This is a genomic window from Marinobacterium aestuarii (assembly GCF_001651805.1).
GTDB classification, from domain to species: Bacteria; Pseudomonadota; Gammaproteobacteria; order Pseudomonadales; family Balneatricaceae; genus Marinobacterium_A; species Marinobacterium_A aestuarii.
This window is the reverse complement of the sequence record NZ_CP015839.1, coordinates 2,373,989-2,390,658: the sequence shown is the minus strand read 5'-3', so window position 1 is coordinate 2,390,658 and position 16,670 is coordinate 2,373,989. Positions and strand designations below refer to the sequence as shown.

Below are 16,670 nucleotides of genomic sequence, written 5' to 3'. Positions count from 1 at the left end.
TCCCCCTACGGTTACCGATAAACCTTTGCGCTGGGCGAAATACGCCCAAGGAAGGCCCGGACCGACATCCACATCTGGAGAAAAGAACAATGAGTCATGATGTTGTTGTACTAAGTGCTACCCGCTCCGGCATCGGCACCTTTGGTGGCGGCCTGAGCCAGATCGAGCCTGCGGAACTGGCCGGCCAGGTAATGAAGGCGGCGGTAGAGCGCTCCAAAGTGGACCCGCAGCAGATCAACTATGTCACCGCCGGACACTGCATTCCCACCGATTCGCGCTTCGCCTATGTGGCCCGTGTCGCCTCCATTCAGGCCGGCCTGCCGATGGAGTCCGTCGCCATGGCGGTGAACCGCCTGTGCAGCTCCGGCCTGCAGGCCATCGTCTCCACCTCGCAATCGATCATGCTGGGCGACTGTGACTACGGCATCGGCGGCGGTGTTGAAGTCATGTCCCGTTCCGGCTACCTGTCGCCGGCAATGCGCTCGGGTGCGCGCATGGGCGATACCGCCATGATTGACATGATGGTGGCGACCCTCAACGATCCCTTTGGCGTCGGCCATATGGGCATTACCGCCGAGAACCTGGCGGAAAAATGGAACCTGAGCCGGGAAGACCAGGATGCCGTGGCCGTGGAATCCCACCGCCGTGCCGCCCAGGCCATCGAGGAAGGCCGCTTCAAGTCCCAGATCGTGCCGGTGACGCTGACAAGCCGCAGGGGCGATACCATTTTCGAGACCGACGAACACGTCAAGCCTGGCACCAGCCTGGAATCCCTGGCCAAGATGCGCCCGGCGTTCAAGAAGGACGGTAGCGTCACCGCCGGCAACGCCTCAGGCCTGAATGATGGCGCCGCCTTCATGGTGCTGGCCAATGCCGAAACGGCCGCCAAAGCCGGACAGACACCCCTGGCGCGGCTGGTATCCTACGCCGTGGCCGGCGTGCCCAACCACATCATGGGTGAAGGCCCGATTCCGGCCTCCCTGCTGGCACTGAAAAAGGCCGGCCTGAACCTCAGCCAGATGGATGTGATCGAGTCCAACGAAGCCTTCGCCGCCCAGGCCCTGGCCGTGGCCAAGGGACTGGAACTGGATCCTGCCAAAACCAACCCCAACGGCGGCGCCATCGCCCTGGGTCACCCCATCGGCTGCTCCGGCGCTTTTATCGCAACCAAGGCGATTTATGAGCTTCACCGTACCAATGGCAAATACGCTCTGGTGACCATGTGCATCGGCGGTGGTCAGGGTATCGCAGTGATATTCGAACGGCTCTGATTTGATTTCGTAGGGTGGGTTAGCATCGCAAATGGGACCAAGCCTGAAATGGCAAAGTGTTCTGGGCGATGCGTAACCCACCAATCCACAACCCCCAATGCCTCGCGACAGCAGAACCCAGTGGTGGGTTACGCGGTGCGCCCGCTTTGATGCAGCCGGAAACCACGGCAACACGGCACCGCTAACTCACCCTACAACTCGTTTTGACGCCGTAACAAGTGCTGCAAACTCAGGCCACGCCGGTGCTGTACAAAATGCGCCAGGCATCCCAGCACAACTCCCCAGAAAGCCGCACCTATACCCAGCACAGAGATGCCGGAGGCGGTGGTCATGAAGGTAATAAGGGCGGCATCCAGCTGATCCTTTTGCTCCATCGCAGCACTCAGGCTGCTGCCGATCGCGCCCAAGAGCGCAAGACCTGCGAGGATGGCAATCATCTGGGCCGGAAAGATCGAGAAGAACAGCACTATAGTGCCGGCAAAACAGCCACCCAGCAGATAGAAAGCGCCATTGGCGACACCGGCAACATACCGCTTGTCAGGGTTTTCATGGGCATCGGGGCCGGTACAGAGCGATGCAGTAATGGCAGCAACCACCGTAGTGATGCCACCAAAAAATGCCATGGGAATGGACACCAGGCTGGATACGCTGATGATCGGGCGCGTCGGTACAAGGTATCCCGAGGTTTTGAGCACCGCAAAGCCCGGCAGGAACTGCCCGGTCAGGCTGACGATCACCAGCGGCAACGCCAGACTCAGGCTGGCGTGCCAGGTCCAGATGGGGGCAATAAACTGCGGGCTTGCCAGGCGCCATTCCAGCCGGCTGAGATCCGCATCCAGCATGCTCAGGGAAAGCAGCACGCCCACCCCGAACAGCAGCACCAGATAGTAGCTGCGACTCAAGCGCTTCAGCACCACATAGGCCACAAGCATGGCGATGGCCACAGGTGCAATGGACTCCAGTGCCTGGAAGGCGCCCAGGCCAAAATCAAACAGAATACCGGCCATCATGGCCGCCGCCACGCTACGGGGAATCAGGCGGATAACGCGGTCAAACAGGCCCGTTATGCCGATAACGAAAATCACCAGCGCCGCCGTGATATAGGCGCCGACGGCCTCATTGATCGACAGCTGCGGGAACAGGGACACCAGCAGCGCCGTGCCCGGCGCCGACCAGGCGGTGACAACCGGCACCCGCAGCCAGAGACTAAGCCCTATACCGGAAATGGCGGCACCGATGGAGATAGCCCAGACCCAGGACGTCATCATCTCGGGGGATATTTCGGCGCTTTGGGCGGCCTGGAAAAAGATCGCCAAAGGCCCCGAATAGGACACCAGCACGGCCACAAGACCGGCGACGACCGCCGGCACAGAAAGGTCTCGCAGAAGGCTCGACATAAGCATGAATCCGTTGTTGATGTACGCGCCCGCAACACAGGTAGGTCCTGGTAAACAAAACTCAGACTGGCTGCCTAATAGCTGAGACCTGGAGCAAGGCGCCACATCTCAGGGGCGCTCGTCGCGATACTCTTATGTCGCTGCGGACACCCAGTCGCGGCGCGCCTTAGCCCAGGTCGCCCCCTGCGACCGGCATAATGGTGCCGGTGATGAAACTGGCGGCGTCGGATGCCAAAAACAGGATGGGCTCTGCCTGTTCGTCCAGGGTGCCGTAGCGGTGCATGAGGCTGCTGTCCTTGGTCTGGTCAATCAACTGCTGATACCACCCCTTTTCCTGCTCGCTTTGCGCCTGTGTATTGCGTGGCGTCAGCCGCGGGGGCGCTTCTGTACCGCCAGGAGCTGTGGCATTCACCCTGATGTTGTGTGGCGCATACTCGTACGCCATGTTCACGGTCATGGCGTTCACGCCGCCCTTGGCCGCACCATAAGGCACTCGCATCAGCCCGCGCGTGGCGACCGAGGACACGTTTACAATCACGCCGCCCTCTTGTTCCAGCATATGGGGCAATACAGCACGGCAGCACCAGAGCGTGGTAAACAGCGAGCGCTGGATTTCCTTTTCGATCTGCTCCGGCGTGTACTGGTCGAACGGCTGTGCCCAGATAGTGCCGCCGACATTGTTGATCAGAATGTCGATACGGCCAAAGTGCTTGTGGGCCTCGGCCATAATGGCTTGCGCGCCGTCCCAGGTTTCAAGGTTGGCCTCAACTGCAACAGCGTCGGCACCCTGCTCACGCAGCTGTGCCGCAACGCTCTGTATATGATCCGCGATATCGACCAGCAACAGCCTGGCACCTTCTGCGGCCGCCAGTTCCGCCACACGCTTGCCGATACCCTGCGCGGCCCCGGTAATCACCATCACCTTTTGAGTAAAACGGGCTTTCATGCGACTTACTCCCCGGGTGCGCTTGCGGTGAATTTCTCATAGTGAAAGGAATTCGGTTTGATGCCCTGTTCCCGGAAGTAATGCAGCACGGCATCCACCATTGGAGGCGGGCCACACAGGTACACATCGACATCACCGTCGTTGATCGGCGCCTCAGCCATATGATTGGTGACATAGCCCTTGTGTGGATGCTCACTCTCAGCACTGGCCACTACGGTGCGAACGCTGAAGTTGTCCATCTCCTGGGCAAAGGCCTCAAGCTGGTCCACATACACCAGATCTTCGTCGTTGGTAACACCGTAAATCAGGTGCGTGGGCTGACCGGTAAGATTCTGGGCCTTCATATACTCGAGCTTGGCCAGAAAGGGTGCCAGCCCGGTACCACCGGCCAGCATCAGAATGGGGCGTTCGATCGGACGCAGGTAGAACACGCCCATAGGACCGGTCAGACTGACCTTGTCGCCGGGCTTGGCCGTATCCACCAGCCAGGAGCTCATCAAGCCGCCTGGCACATTGCGGATCAGAAAGCTGAGGTCCCGACTGCCCGTCAGGGAGCTGAACGAATAGGCGCGGACCTCTTTAGTGCCCGGCACCTGGATATTCACGTACTGACCCGGCAGGAAGGCAATGTCACTTTCGGCGGTGATTTTCAGTTCGATGGAGGTCGCTGAAATCAGCTTGACCTCTGTTACCGTGCCAGTCACTTCTGCCTTACCGGTCTTGCACATGGTGGACGCCACAGGCACCTCCACCACGCAATCGCTGGAGGGCACCATCTGGCAGGTCAGGACCACGCCCTGTCCGGCCTCTTCCTCGGACAGCGCTTCGTCAAGGTACTCATCACCCAGGTCGAACTTGCCTTGATGGCAGGTACCTTTACAGGTACCACAAACGCCATCGGAGCAGTCCATGGGTAGATTTATCTGCGCACGGTAGGCGGCATCAAGAACTGTTTCACCTTCCTTGCAGGTCACAAAACGGGTAACGCCATCTTCAAAATTCAGGGCAATGTTATAACTCATGATGATGCTCTCCCCTCAATTACAGGTGGTAAACGTCAAGCACCTGATTGATGCAATCGTTGCTCAGAACCAGTTTCTTGTCGCGGATGAGCGGCTGCTCACCCGTGATGTCCAGGGTGCAGTAAGAGGTTCCGAAAAATTCAGCCACTGTTTTGTAGCGGTACGCCTTGGTCAGCCAGTTAAACCGCAGCTTCACTTCCTTATCATCCTGAGACAGGATCTCCAGGTTGCTGGTGAAGTGCGTGGTGCGTGGCTGTGGCAGGGTGCTGGCGCCGGACCGCTCGGTCTTGATCCGGTATACCCGGTCTTCCAGGCCTTTCTTGTTGGGATAGAAGATGAGCGAGATCTCGGTTTGCGGATCTTCAGTCAGCTCATCGTCGTCATCCCAGGCGGGCATCCAGTAGGTGACGTTCTCGTGATAGCAGGCCAGCCAGCTGTCCCATTCACGGTCGTCCAGAAAGCGGGCTTCGCGAATAATGAACTGCTCAATGTCGTGGTAGCTCGGGCTCATGCGGAGGTCTCCTCTGAGGTCACGGGAATAAGACGGGCACGTTCGGCCTCTATGGCGCGGGTCATCTCAAGCTGCCAGTGCTGGTGATGGTTCACGTACAGGCCTTCATCGTCCGGCCGGGAACCACTCATGATGGGTTTCATGTCGATCTGTTTGGCGTGCTCGTCCGCACCGTCAATCCAGTGCTGGTTGGCACCACGACTCATGTCGTTCCAGCGCATGCCGCCTGCTTCGTAACCGGTCTGGCAGGCGCGGAACTCTTCCAGGTCATCCGGGGTGCCCATGCCTGTCACGTTGAAGAAATCTTCATACTGACGAATACGCTTGGCACGCAGCTCTGCCGGCTCGTTTTTCGGAGCAAAGGCGTAGATGGTCACTTCTGTCTTGTTGACAGCGATCGGACGCGTCACCCGGATCTGGGTGGAGAATTGATCCATCAGATAGACGTTCGGGTACACCAAAAGGTTTTTGGTGGTGCCAACGATGGAGTCGGCACGCGCCTCGCCAAAGGTCTTTTTCAGGCGCTCCAACTGGGTGAATATCGGACGCACTTGCGGGTTGAGTAGACGGGTCCACAGCATCATGTGGCCGTTCTCAAAGGAATAGAAGCCGCCATCGGCAGACCAGCTCTTGGCGTCTACCGCCTCGGTGCCACCCTTGTCGTAGTCCCGCTGCCCCATGGTGGACAGATAATTCCAGTGCACCGTGCCTACGTGATAACCATCAGCGCCGTTTTCAGCGGTCAGTTTCCAGTTGCCTTCGTAGGTGTAGGTCGAGCTGCCGCGCAGAACTTCCAGGCCGTCTTCCGACTGATCCACGATGTTGTCGATGATCTTGGTTGTTTCACCCAGGTACTCTTCCAGTGGAGCCACATCTGCATTGAGACTGCCGAACAGGAAACCGCGGTAATTGACGAACTTGGGCAGCTGCTTCAGGTCATGGGAACCTTCGGTATTAAACTGTTCCGGATAGCCGCCCGTCTTCTGGTCTTTGGCTTTGAGCAGTGTGCCATCGTTACGGAATGTCCAGCCGTGGAACGGACAGGTGAAGGAGGCCTTGTTGCCACGCTTTTTGCGGCACAAAGTGGCGCCACGGTGGGAACAGGTGTTCAGCAGTGCCTTGAGTTCGCCATCTTTGGCGCGGGTAATCACCACCGGCTGGCGGCCCAGGGTGATGGTGTAGTAATCACCCGGATTCGGAATCTGATTTTCGTGCGCCAGATAAACCCAGTTGCCTTCGAAAATGTACTTCATTTCCAGATCGAAAAGTTCCTGATCCGTGAAGATGCCACGATCGCACTGATAGCGACCGGTTTCTGGGTCGGCGACAACGGCATTGCGTACCTTGTCTGCGAGCTTGTCGAGTTTGGTCGTCATATCGTTCACTCCGTCTTGTTTTAGATAGCACTTACGCAGCGTCTTTTTGCAGGGCGCGCAGACCTGCGTGGTATTCATCTGGCAGCCTGTCGGACTTAACGCTGATCTCCTGCGGAAAAGCCGATTTTGGTCATTTATCGCGCTCTTTTTTGTTAAATAGAACCACTATTCGTCTCAAAAGAGCTCAAAAACTGCCTCAAAACGGACTTCCCCTCGCTACGATCGGTCAAGCTCGACAGGCTGCTAGGCGGCTTAACGGCCTTGGGCAGTTTGATACGACGGCGCAGGCTGAATTCCCTAGCACCCCATGTATCCCTCGCCAATGACAAGGCTGGCACCTGGCTAACAGTTCCTGTGTAGCGGTCAGTCTCACCAATGGACGACGCTATCAGGTCAAAATGCTTGGGATGCCCTCCTCATTTGCATCCAGCTTAAGGCGGGAGCCCTGCGGGCCACTATCCAGTTTCTGACAGCCTTTATCCCTTTCCTGCATGACGTGAAGTTCAGTTAGAAGGGGCAAGGTCAAAGGTGAAAGGTGAAAGGTGAAAGGACATGGTGATTCGTGATTCGTGATTCGCCAGACCGTTTGGCCTTGGGGGGGACATGGCAACCGCATAAACCGGGAGCCGCAGCGCCTGTGGCTATGCGCCATCAGCGCCTGGGCAAATACCGCCCAAGAGACCTATCAGGGAAACGACCCAAAATGCCGCCCCATATATCGCTGCGAAGCACTGCTGCGCGGCCGAGCCAGGCACCTGTTGAATATCCGCCCGCCGCCCAGGCTTGCATGTAACGGATAAAGGGATGCAGGCAATGGCTATTGCCCAGACAGGACTCGATCTAACAATGGGTCTCCCGCTATAAATCGAATACTCAAGGGAGTCTTCCGCCATGCACAACAACAAAAACAGACTGCGCAAACTTGTCACGGCCTGCGCTACTGCCGGCCTGCTCGGTGCTGCTGTTACTGCCGCGAACGCTGCAGAGCCGGTCAAGGTGGGCGTAATGCTGCCCTTCAGCGGTGTCTATGCCGCCCTGGGCGATGCCGGGCGCAACGGTTTGAAACTGGCATTGCAACAGAACGCTGCCCAGCTGCACGGTCGCGAGATTGAATTTCTGGAACTGGATACAGAAGCCAAGCCCGAGCGTGCGCCGGAGCTGGCCTCATCCCTGCTCGACAAGGACAAGGCCGACTTTATTATTGGCCCCGTGCATTCCGGCGTCGCCATGGGCATGTCCAAGGTGCTGCGCAACAAGGATGCCATCATGATCATCCCCAACGCAGGCGCCGCGGCTGCAACCGGGCCCCTCTGTGCACCCAACGTATTTCGCACCTCTTTCTCGTCCTGGCAGCCGTCCTACCCCATGGGCAAGGTCGCCCTCGATGCCGGCTACAAAAAGGTCGTGACCATGAGCTGGAACTACGGCATGGGCAAGGAAAGCCTGGAGGCCTTTGAAGAATCCTTCACCGCCGGCGGCGGCGAGATCGTCAAGCAGATTCTGGTGCCCTTCCCCAAAACCGAGTTCCAGCCCTATATCACCGATATAGCGGCAACCGCACCCGATGCGGTGTTCGTCTTCTTTGCCGGCGGTGGCGCGGTGAAGTTCGTCAAGGACTACAACGCCCTGGGTCTGAGCGACAAGATTCCGCTGCTGGGCGCGGGCTTTTTGACCGAAGGCACACTGGAAGCCCAGGGGGATGCCGCCGAAGGCATTCTCACCACGCTGCATTACGCCGACAACCTGGATAACCCCGCCAACCACAAATTCCGTCAGGATTACGCCAGCAGCTTCGGCAAACCGGCTGATATCTATGCGGTGCAGGGCTATGATGCCGGGCTGCTGATCGCCCAGGCCATGAATACCCTGGGGGGTGATATCAGTGATCGCAAGGCGCTGATCAAGGCGATGGAAGAGAGCACCATCGACAGCCCCCGTGGCAAATTCACCTTCTCCAAAGCCCATAACCCGGTGCAGGATATCTATCTGCGCAAGGTTGTGAACGGCGAAAACCAGGTGCTCAGCATCGCCGCCCAGGCGCTTGAAGACCCGGCCCGCGGCTGCAAGCTGTAGCAGCCTGTCGGACTTAACACTGATCTACTGCGGAAAAGCCGATTCTCTCCGGAAAAGAGGGGTCATTTTTCGAGCTCTTTTTTGTTAAATAGAACCACTATTTGCCTCAAAAGAGCTCAAAAACTAACTCAAATCGGTCTTTCCCTCGCTACGATCGGCCAAGCCCGACAGGCTACTAGTTCTCCCCCGCTACCACTCTCTCCTGTAATCGACCTGAGCGAGCCCGCGTCCTGACGCCGGCCCGTACAGGTGACCGTCGCTGTCCGCGCGCCCCGATGGGCGCGGATCAGCGGCGCACAACCTGGCACACGACGATGGATATAACCCTGTTTCTGTTCCAACTGATGAACGGCGTGCAGTACGGCCTGCTGCTGTTCCTGATCGCCTCCGGCCTGACCCTGGTGTTTGGGGTCATGGGCATTCTGAACCTGGCCCACGGCTCCATGTATATGGTTGGCGCTTACCTGGCCTGGTACTTCACTAACAGTACCGGCAGCTTCGGGATGGCGGCGGTAATCTCCGCCATTATCGCGCTCTTGCTGGGCATACTGATTGAACGCACCCTAATCATCCGCCTGTACCGGCGCAATCACCTGGATCAGGTGCTGCTGACTATCGGTCTGATCTTTGTGTTCAACGCCCTGCAAAGCCTGCTCTGGGGCAACGATCCGCTGGGCGTGGCCGTCCCCGCCTGGCTGGATGGCGCTATCCCGCTGACCGACATGATCGAGTACCCGGTCTATCGGCTGTTCGTTTCAGGCCTGTGCATTCTGATTGCCATCGGCATGTACCTGACCATCAACCGTACCCGCCTTGGCATGCTGATTCGTGCCGGCGAGTCCAACCGCGACATGGTCGAATGCCTGGGGGTGGATATCAATCGCCTCTATACGCTGGTGTTCGCCGCCGGTGTTGCCCTGGCCGCCATCGCCGGCATCGTCTCGGCGCCTATGGTGTCGGTGGTGCCGGGCATGGGCGAGCATGTGCTGATTTCGTGCTTTGTGGTGGTGGTTATCGGCGGTATGGGGTCCATCAAGGGTGCCTTTGTCGGGGCCCTGATGGTGGGCATAGTCGATACCTTTTCCTCTATCATGCTGCCGCAGATATCCAGCATGATGATCTACATCCTGATGGCGGTTGTGCTGCTGATAAGGCCCAAGGGCCTGTTCGCCAACTAACGCCCAGCCCGGAGAAAATCCCATGTTTACCAATCGTGCGGAAAAACTGTTTGTCTGGGTGTTCTTCCCGCTGGCGCTGCTGATGCCGCTGCTGCTGGATCAGAACACCTACTATGTTAACAAGCTGGCAACCATCCTGATTCTGTCGATCTTTGTTATGTCGCTGGACTACCTGGTGGGCCGCTGCGGCCTGGTCACCCTGGGCCATGCGCTCTTCTATGGCATGGGGGGCTACCTGTTCGTGATGCTGGCGCCGGAATACGAGGCCGTAAACTTCTGGATTTACACCTTCTATGTTCTGGCAATCTCCTCAGTGGTGGCGCTGATCGTCGGCTTTATAGTGCTGCGCACCAGCGGCATCTACATGATCATGATCACCCTGGCACTGGCGCAGATGTGCTTTTACTTCTTCTCGGACTCAACCGAATTCGGCGGCAATGACGGTGTCTTTATTTACGTCAAACCCGAGACCAGCGTTTTCGGCCTGAACCTGTTCGATCTCGACAACCCGACGCACTTCTACTATCTGTGCCTGCTGTCGCTGTTTAACTGCCTGCTGTTCTTCAAGCTCATCATGCGTTCCAAGTTCGGCCGCATTGTCGATGCCGTGCAGGAAAACCCCGAGCGCACCACGGCGCTGGGCTACAACGTGTTCCATTTCCGCCTGGCCAGCTACGTCATCGCCTCGGCGCTGGGGGCCTACGCCGGTTATCTGTTTGCGCTGCAATACGGCTTCGTCAATCCCTCGATGCTGTCCTGGCAGACCTCCGGCACCGCCCTGGTGATGTCGATACTCGGCGGGCTGGGAACGCTCTACGGCGCCATTCTGGGCACCCTGGTGTATGAGGGCCTGCACTATGGCTTCGAACATCTGACCGAAAACTGGCTGCTGCCCATGGGCGTCCTCATCATTCTGATGGTACTGGCGTTCCGGCATGGTCTGGCCGGATATCTGGAATCCCTGCTGGAGAAACGCAAATGAGCAGCAATATCATTCTGCAACCCAGCGCCCTTGCCGACACACAGGCGGGCCATAAACCCCTGAGCGATACCGAGCTGGTGCTCGAAACTGAAGCCCTGTGCAAGTACTGGGGCGGCCTCAAGGCACTGGATGATTTGTCGCTGCAATTTCGCGACCGCCAGCTGCATGGCATCGTCGGCCCCAACGGCGCCGGGAAAAGTACCCTGCTGAACCTGCTGTGCGGCACCTACAGCCCCACCCGCGGCCGGATACTGCACAAAGGCGAGGCGATAGAGTCAATCAAGCCCTACGAGTTCAGCAGACGCGGTATTGGCCGCGGCTTTCAGAAAACCAATATCTACCCCAGCGCCACCTGCCTGGAGAACTGCAGCATCGCCGCCCAGCGCCGTGTCGGCGGCAGCTTTAATATCTTCCGCTCACGCCATAGCGAGAAACTGCTGACCGAGATGGCCGAGCAGGCGCTGGAAAAGGTTGGCCTGGCCCACAGGCGCGACGCCGTAGCCTCGCGCATCAGCTACGGCGAACAGCGCCAGCTCGAGATCGCTACTGTGCTGGCCACCGCGCCCTGCGTGTTGCTGCTCGATGAACCCATGGCGGGCATGGGGCATGAAGAATCCCAACTCATCATCCAGCTGCTGAAAACGCTCAAGCAGGATTACTGCATCGTGCTGGTGGAGCACGACATGGATGCGGTGTTCGAGCTATCGGACCAGCTCACGGTGATGGTCGACGGTCAACACCTGATCACCGACACCGTAGACCAGGTGCGGGATGATCCAAGGGTAAAAGAGGCCTATCTGGGTCAAGGCGACGAGGTGATTTGATATGAGTAATCTATTGGCGAATTATGATCAGCCTAGTCTGCATACCCTTTACGGCGAGCTCCATGTGGTACGAGGCAATTTGATATGAGTAATCTATTGGAAGTACGCAGTCTGCATACCCTCTACGGCGACAGTCACGTACTGCACGGTGTGTCCTTTGACATTAAAAAGGGTCAGGCGGTCAGCTTGATGGGCCGTAACGGTATGGGCAAGACCACTACGCTCAAGTCCATTCTGGGCGTGCTGACGCCGCGCAGCGGTCAGGTACGTTTTCAGGATCAGGATCTCGACGGGCTGCCAACCTGGCAGCGCATGCGCCGCGATATCGCCTACGTGCCCGAAGGTCGGGGCATGTTCCATAATCTCAGCGTGAAGGAACACCTGCTGATGGCGGCAAGGCCCAATCAGCGCCGCGAAGTGCTGTGGGATTACGACCGGGTGCTCGCGACCTTCCCGCGCCTGCAGGAGCGCCTGGGCAACCTGGGCACCCAGCTGTCCGGTGGCGAACAGCAGATGCTGGCCATAGGCCGCGCCCTGATGACCAACCCGGATCTGCTGATTCTGGATGAAGCCACCGAAGGCCTGGCGCCGCTTATTCGCAAGGAGATCTGGGACGTGATACGCACCATCAAGGCCAGCGGCGTCTCCACCCTGATTGTCGACAAGAACATCCAGGTACTGGAGAAAATCTGTGACCATCATATAGTGCTGGTCAAGGGTCGGGTGATGTTCGAGGGCGACAGCCAGCAACTGCTGACACAGCGGGACGAGGTAGAGTCGCACCTGGGGGTGTGACTACCCCGCTTGCGGTGATTGACGCCAGCAGGGTGCCGGTTGCAGACTGCGCGCCATGAAATACAGCGGGCGACCTTCACAGCAAGGCTCACGCGGCTGATCAACACTGACCAGGAACAGGACGCCCATGACACCAGCCAAAACAACACCTCCGTCCGTGACGGAAAGCAGCCGCCAGGGCATTGGCTCGCTGGAGATAGGGCTGCGGGTACTGAACGAAATTGCCCAGTCGCCCAAACCCCTGAGCCTGAAGGAGCTATCCCTGCGGCTCGACCTGTCCTCCAGTCGGCTGCACAAGTACCTCATCAGCCTCAGCCGCATGCAGTACATAGTGCAGGTGCAGAACGCCCGTTACACCCTGGCGAGTGCGAGCCTCAACCTTGGCATGGCGGCACTGAAACGCATCGACCCCATGCCCATTACCTTTGATGCCGCCGCACGGCTGCACCTGGCCACCGACAGAACCGTATCGGTAGCGATCTGGAACGGCACTATGCCGCTGATCGTCAACTGGCTGGACTCCAGCCAGGTACTGGCCGTCAATGTGCGCCTGGGCACTGAGCTGTCGCCGTTTTTCTCCGCCGCCGGCAGGCTCTTTCTGGCCTACCTGCCCGAAGAGCGCCAGCGCCAGATTATCGATGACTTCTACCAGGCCCCCAGCGCCCTGCCCCGTTTCAGGGGCAAGCAGCTGAACAAGGATGAGTTTAGCGCCCTGATCCGCAGCACGCGGGAAAACAGGTTGGCCTGTTTCTACGGTGACTTTCTGCCGGATATCAACGTTATCAGCAGTCCGGTCTTTAACCTCGGCGGCCAGATACAGGCCGTGATCAGCCTGATGGGCATGGCCAGCGACACCGATGTGCAACCCGGGCAACGCTATGAGCGCCTGCTGAGCGCCACCACCCGCGGCACTACCAAACTGATTTGCGGTACGGCGGTTTGAAGGCAGGGCCAGAAAACAAGAGCAAGGGGAAAGGGGAAAGGGGAAGCCGAGAGCTGAGAGCTGAGAGCTGAGAGCTGAGACCTGAGAGGTAACTGTGCCAAAACGGCTTCGGGCATCAAAATTTTCAGCTAAACGAAAAACGGGGAATATCCGGCCAAAGCCGAGTATTCCCCGTTATTTCAAAGGTGTTTCACACCCGTGTCAAAGCAGCGCTATCAGGCGCGTTCAGCGACCGCAGCAGTGCTTTCACGATTGTAGATGGTTTCATCCAGTTCGTTTTCGCTCTTGCCCACCAGCACCGACACCATCATGTCACCGCAGACGTTCACCGTGGTGCGTGCCATATCCAGGATACGGTCGATACCGGCAATGATCGCCAGACCTTCCATCGGCAGACCCACGGTGGTCAGCACCAGTGACAGCATGATCAGGCCTGCACCCGGCACACCCGCCGTACCTATAGACGCCAGGGTCGAGGTCATGATGATCAACAGGTAATCCGAGAACGCCAGGTCAATACCAAAGGCCTGGGCGATAAAGAGCGCACAGACACCCTGATAGAGCGCCGTGCCATCCATGTTGATGGTGGCGCCCAGCGGCAGCACGAAGCTGGAAATTCCCTTGGAGACACCCATTTCCTCACGCGCGGCCTTGATGGTGGCAGGCAGGGTCCCTGAGCTGCTGGTGGTGGTAAACGCCACCGCCGCCGGGTTCACCAGGCCTTTGAGGTAGCGCAGCGGATTGAGGCGGCCCACCAGGCTGATCATGCCGGAGTAGAACACCACAACATGGATGACGGAGCCGATATACACCACGGCGATCACCTTGACCAGCGGCAGCAGGATCTCAAGACCGTACTTGCCCGCTACCCAGGCCATAAGTCCAAAGACACCGTAGGGCGCGAGCTTCATCACCAGTTCGGTCAGTTTGTACATGCCCTCGGCCAGGCTTTCAAACAGCTCTACTGCAGGTTTCGCCTTTTCACCGCTGAGATTGAGCGCTATGCCCAGGCCCAGAGCGAAAACGATGATTTGCAGAATATTGCCCGCGGCCAGCGCACTCACCGGATTGGTTGGAATCATGGCAAGCAGGGTCTGCACCAGGGTCGGTGCTTCCTTGGCGGCATCGGCCGTGCTGGAGGCAACCATGTTGATGCCTTCACCGGGTGCAAAGAGCGCCCCCAGGCCCAGGCCGATACTGATGGCCACCGCCGTGGTGCCCATATAGAGCAGCAGCGACTTCAGGCCGATACGCCCGAGCTTGCGGGTATCCTGCATGGAAGTAACACCCACCACCAGAGAACAGAACACCAGGGGGACGATCAGCATCTTGATGGCGTTGATAAACAGGGTGCCAATGGGTTTCAGAATCTCGGCATCGGGGCCCAGAAACACACCCGTGATCATCCCCAGCGCCATACCGATAAGGATCTTCTTCCACAGTGCCAGTGAGCCCCAAAAGCCCTGACGGCTCGCTTCAATGGTTGCCTGTTGCATGTGTAACTCCGTTGTTATTTGGTGTTGTTGTAATGAGCGCGTTAAGCAATCTTGGCCGCGTTAGCAGCCAGACGGCGACGCTGCGGGCGAATCATGTTGGCGGGTTTGAGCACTTCGTTGAGCTCTTCTTCGCTCATCAGCGCTTCTTCGCGGATCAGTTCCAGTACGCCGCGACCCGTCTCAAGCGCGTTCTTGGCGATACGGGTGGAATTCTCGTAACCGATGTAGGGCACCACGGCGGTGATAACACCGATGCTCATGTCGACCAGCTCCTGGCAACGGTCGCGGTTGGCGGTAATGCCGCGCACGCAGCGGTTACGGAACATGTCCATGGCCTGGGTCAGCATGCGGATCGATTCCAGCACGTTGTAGGCGATCAGCGGCTCCATGGCATTGAGCTGCAGCTGACCGGCCTCGGCCGCCATGGTGATGGCGATATCGTTGCCGATCACCTGATAGGCGACCTGGTTGACCGCTTCCGGGATCACCGGGTTGATCTTGCCAGGCATGATGGAGCTGCCGGGCTGCTGTGCCGGCAGGTTGATTTCGTTCAGGCCACAGCGCGGCCCCATGCTGAGCATGCGCAGGTCGTTGGCGATCTTGGAGAGCTTGACGGCCAGGCGCTTGAGCATGCCGGAGAAGAGCACGAAGGCGCCCATGTCGGAGCTGGCTTCCACCAGGTCAGTGGCACGCTTGAATTCAAAGCCGCTGAGCTGGGACAGGTGACCCACCGCCAGACGGGCGTATTCAGGGTCGGTATTGATACCGGTGCCGATGGCGGTACCGCCCAGGTTCACTTCCTTGAGCAACTCGGACAGGCCATCGATAAGCTTGATATCTTCGCCCAGGGTGCTGGCAAAAGACTGGAATTCCTGGCCCAAAGTCATTGGGACCGCGTCCTGCAGCTGGGTACGGCCCATCTTGATGATGTCGGCAAACTCTTCACCCTTGGCGGCGAAACTGTCCCGCAGGGAGGCCAGGGCTTTTACCAGATCGCTGTGTTTCAACAGGATGGACAGACGCACTGCCGTGGGATAGGCATCGTTGGTGGACTGGGACATGTTGACATCGTTGTTGGGGTGCAGGTGGGCGTATTCACCACGCTGATGTCCCATGGACTCAAGACCAATGTTGGCCATGACTTCGTTGGCGTTCATGTTGGTCGAGGTGCCGGCGCCACCCTGAATCATGTCGATGATGAACTGATCGTGGTACTGGCCGGCCAGCAGCGCCTTGCCCGCAGCCATGATGGCATCGGTCTTGGTGTCGTCCAGCAACTCAAGCTGGTTGTTGGTTTTGGCACAGGCCATCTTCACCAGCGCCAGCGCCTTGATCAGCTGCGGGAAAAGACTGAGCTTGATGCCGCTGAGATCGAAGTTTTCCTGGGCACGCTGAGTCTGAATGCCATAGTAGGCCTTGTGTGGGACCCAGGCTTCACCAAGCAGATCCTTTTCCCGCCGCCGATCGTTCAACTGTTGCGCCGCTTCATGCTGGGCCATCGCGTTCATCTCATGCTGTGTGTTGTTGTACCGGCCTGGGGCCCGCCTGAAGGTAAGCGGGGGAGCTGTGGCGCGATCTCTAACATTCACAAGCAAAGACGGTGCCAGAACGCTAACTATGACCTAAGCGACTGTTATTGAAGAACTAATGGCCGGGTGGCGACTAGGATGTACCCATCCGAGGGGTATAACGAAAGGCATAGGAAAAGCCAATAAATGGCAATTACCTTTTGTTTATCAATACGTTAAGGCGTTACTCCAGGGTTATAGCTATAACCCTGGTTATAGGGGTTCAGAGAGGCAACTCGCGCAGGGTTCTGAAAAAGCGTGGGAGGGATGAAAAAGGGAGGTGAAGAG

14 protein-coding genes are annotated in these 16,670 nt (G+C 58.2%); 7 read left to right on the top strand and 7 right to left on the bottom strand.

Annotated features, from left to right (window positions below):
- Positions 1–89: 89 nt before the first annotated feature.
- Positions 90–1,271 (top strand): acetyl-CoA C-acyltransferase family protein, encoded by a 1,182-nt coding sequence (locus tag A8C75_RS10530; RefSeq protein WP_067381763.1) that lies wholly within the window; start codon positions 90–92, stop codon positions 1,269–1,271.
- Between the two features lie 191 nt (positions 1,272–1,462).
- On the opposite strand, the gene A8C75_RS10525 is transcribed toward A8C75_RS10530, so the two are convergent.
- From A8C75_RS10525 to A8C75_RS10505, 5 genes are all read right to left on the bottom strand, one after another.
- Positions 1,463–2,668: a benzoate/H(+) symporter BenE family transporter gene (locus tag A8C75_RS10525; protein WP_193788194.1), complete on the bottom strand. Its 1,206-nt coding sequence runs from the start codon at positions 2,666–2,668 to the stop codon at positions 1,463–1,465.
- A 166-nt stretch (positions 2,669–2,834) separates the two neighbouring features.
- Positions 2,835–3,614 carry a benzoate diol dehydrogenase BenD gene (gene benD / locus A8C75_RS10520; RefSeq protein ID WP_067381757.1) on the bottom strand — a complete coding sequence of 260 codons (780 nt, stop codon included), beginning with the start codon at positions 3,612–3,614 and terminating at the stop codon, positions 2,835–2,837.
- Between the two features lie 5 nt (positions 3,615–3,619).
- Positions 3,620–4,636, bottom strand: coding sequence for a benzoate 1,2-dioxygenase electron transfer component BenC (gene benC, locus A8C75_RS10515; protein WP_067381755.1), 1,017 nt, complete (start codon positions 4,634–4,636; stop codon positions 3,620–3,622).
- 19 nt (positions 4,637–4,655) lie between these two features.
- Positions 4,656–5,147 (bottom strand): benzoate 1,2-dioxygenase small subunit, encoded by a 492-nt coding sequence (benB, locus tag A8C75_RS10510; protein WP_067381752.1) that lies wholly within the window; start codon positions 5,145–5,147, stop codon positions 4,656–4,658.
- Positions 5,144–6,523, bottom strand: a complete 1,380-nt coding sequence (locus A8C75_RS10505; protein ID WP_067387185.1) for a Rieske 2Fe-2S domain-containing protein — start codon at positions 6,521–6,523, stop codon at positions 5,144–5,146. The genes benB and A8C75_RS10505 overlap by 4 nt, the downstream gene beginning before the upstream one ends.
- 891 nt (positions 6,524–7,414) lie before the next feature.
- Here A8C75_RS10505 and A8C75_RS10500 point away from each other — a divergent pair.
- From A8C75_RS10500 to A8C75_RS10475, 6 genes are all read left to right on the top strand, one after another.
- A complete protein-coding gene (locus A8C75_RS10500) occupies positions 7,415–8,596 on the top strand; it encodes an ABC transporter substrate-binding protein (RefSeq protein WP_067381749.1) in 1,182 nt (393 codons plus the stop codon).
- A 314-nt stretch (positions 8,597–8,910) separates the two neighbouring features.
- Entirely contained in the window at positions 8,911–9,774 is an 864-nt protein-coding gene (locus A8C75_RS10495) for a branched-chain amino acid ABC transporter permease (RefSeq protein ID WP_067381747.1), read from the top strand.
- 22 nt (positions 9,775–9,796) lie between these two features.
- The gene (locus tag A8C75_RS10490; protein ID WP_067381745.1) at positions 9,797–10,756 is read left to right on the top strand and encodes a branched-chain amino acid ABC transporter permease; all 960 of its coding nucleotides are present in this window, start codon (positions 9,797–9,799) and stop codon (positions 10,754–10,756) included.
- Positions 10,753–11,580, top strand: coding sequence for an ABC transporter ATP-binding protein (locus A8C75_RS10485; RefSeq protein WP_084783961.1), 828 nt, complete (start codon positions 10,753–10,755; stop codon positions 11,578–11,580). The genes A8C75_RS10490 and A8C75_RS10485 overlap by 4 nt, the downstream gene beginning before the upstream one ends.
- A gap of 84 nt (positions 11,581–11,664) precedes the next feature.
- Entirely contained in the window at positions 11,665–12,375 is a 711-nt protein-coding gene (locus tag A8C75_RS10480; protein ID WP_067381743.1) for an ABC transporter ATP-binding protein, read from the top strand.
- 127 nt (positions 12,376–12,502) lie between these two features.
- Positions 12,503–13,318 carry an IclR family transcriptional regulator gene (locus tag A8C75_RS10475; RefSeq protein ID WP_067381740.1) on the top strand — a complete coding sequence of 272 codons (816 nt, stop codon included), beginning with the start codon at positions 12,503–12,505 and terminating at the stop codon, positions 13,316–13,318.
- Between the two features lie 215 nt (positions 13,319–13,533).
- On the opposite strand, the gene A8C75_RS10470 is transcribed toward A8C75_RS10475, so the two are convergent.
- Both A8C75_RS10470 and A8C75_RS10465 read right to left on the bottom strand, forming a co-directional pair.
- Positions 13,534–14,814, bottom strand: a complete 1,281-nt coding sequence (locus tag A8C75_RS10470) for a dicarboxylate/amino acid:cation symporter (protein ID WP_067381738.1) — start codon at positions 14,812–14,814, stop codon at positions 13,534–13,536.
- A gap of 41 nt (positions 14,815–14,855) precedes the next feature.
- A complete protein-coding gene (locus tag A8C75_RS10465) occupies positions 14,856–16,313 on the bottom strand; it encodes an aspartate ammonia-lyase (protein WP_067381736.1) in 1,458 nt (485 codons plus the stop codon).
- Positions 16,314–16,670: the final 357 nt, after the last annotated feature.

Excerpts from the sequence above, each read along its gene's own strand:
- A8C75_RS10530 (WP_067381763.1), top strand. The coding sequence starts at position 90 with ATGAGTCATGATGTTGTTGTACTAAGTGCTACCCGCTCCGGCATCGGC.
- A8C75_RS10525 (WP_193788194.1), bottom strand. The coding sequence starts at position 2,668 with ATGTCGAGCCTTCTGCGAGACCTTTCTGTGCCGGCGGTCGTCGCCGGT.
- benD (WP_067381757.1), bottom strand. The coding sequence starts at position 3,614 with ATGAAAGCCCGTTTTACTCAAAAGGTGATGGTGATTACCGGGGCCGCG.
- benC (WP_067381755.1), bottom strand. The coding sequence starts at position 4,636 with ATGAGTTATAACATTGCCCTGAATTTTGAAGATGGCGTTACCCGTTTT.
- benB (WP_067381752.1), bottom strand. The coding sequence starts at position 5,147 with ATGAGCCCGAGCTACCACGACATTGAGCAGTTCATTATTCGCGAAGCC.
- A8C75_RS10505 (WP_067387185.1), bottom strand. The coding sequence starts at position 6,523 with ATGACGACCAAACTCGACAAGCTCGCAGACAAGGTACGCAATGCCGTT.
- A8C75_RS10500 (WP_067381749.1), top strand. The coding sequence starts at position 7,415 with ATGCACAACAACAAAAACAGACTGCGCAAACTTGTCACGGCCTGCGCT.
- A8C75_RS10495 (WP_067381747.1), top strand. The coding sequence starts at position 8,911 with ATGGATATAACCCTGTTTCTGTTCCAACTGATGAACGGCGTGCAGTAC.
- A8C75_RS10490 (WP_067381745.1), top strand. The coding sequence starts at position 9,797 with ATGTTTACCAATCGTGCGGAAAAACTGTTTGTCTGGGTGTTCTTCCCG.
- A8C75_RS10485 (WP_084783961.1), top strand. The coding sequence starts at position 10,753 with ATGAGCAGCAATATCATTCTGCAACCCAGCGCCCTTGCCGACACACAG.
- A8C75_RS10480 (WP_067381743.1), top strand. The coding sequence starts at position 11,665 with ATGAGTAATCTATTGGAAGTACGCAGTCTGCATACCCTCTACGGCGAC.
- A8C75_RS10475 (WP_067381740.1), top strand. The coding sequence starts at position 12,503 with ATGACACCAGCCAAAACAACACCTCCGTCCGTGACGGAAAGCAGCCGC.
- A8C75_RS10470 (WP_067381738.1), bottom strand. The coding sequence starts at position 14,814 with ATGCAACAGGCAACCATTGAAGCGAGCCGTCAGGGCTTTTGGGGCTCA.
- A8C75_RS10465 (WP_067381736.1), bottom strand. The coding sequence starts at position 16,313 with ATGGCCCAGCATGAAGCGGCGCAACAGTTGAACGATCGGCGGCGGGAA.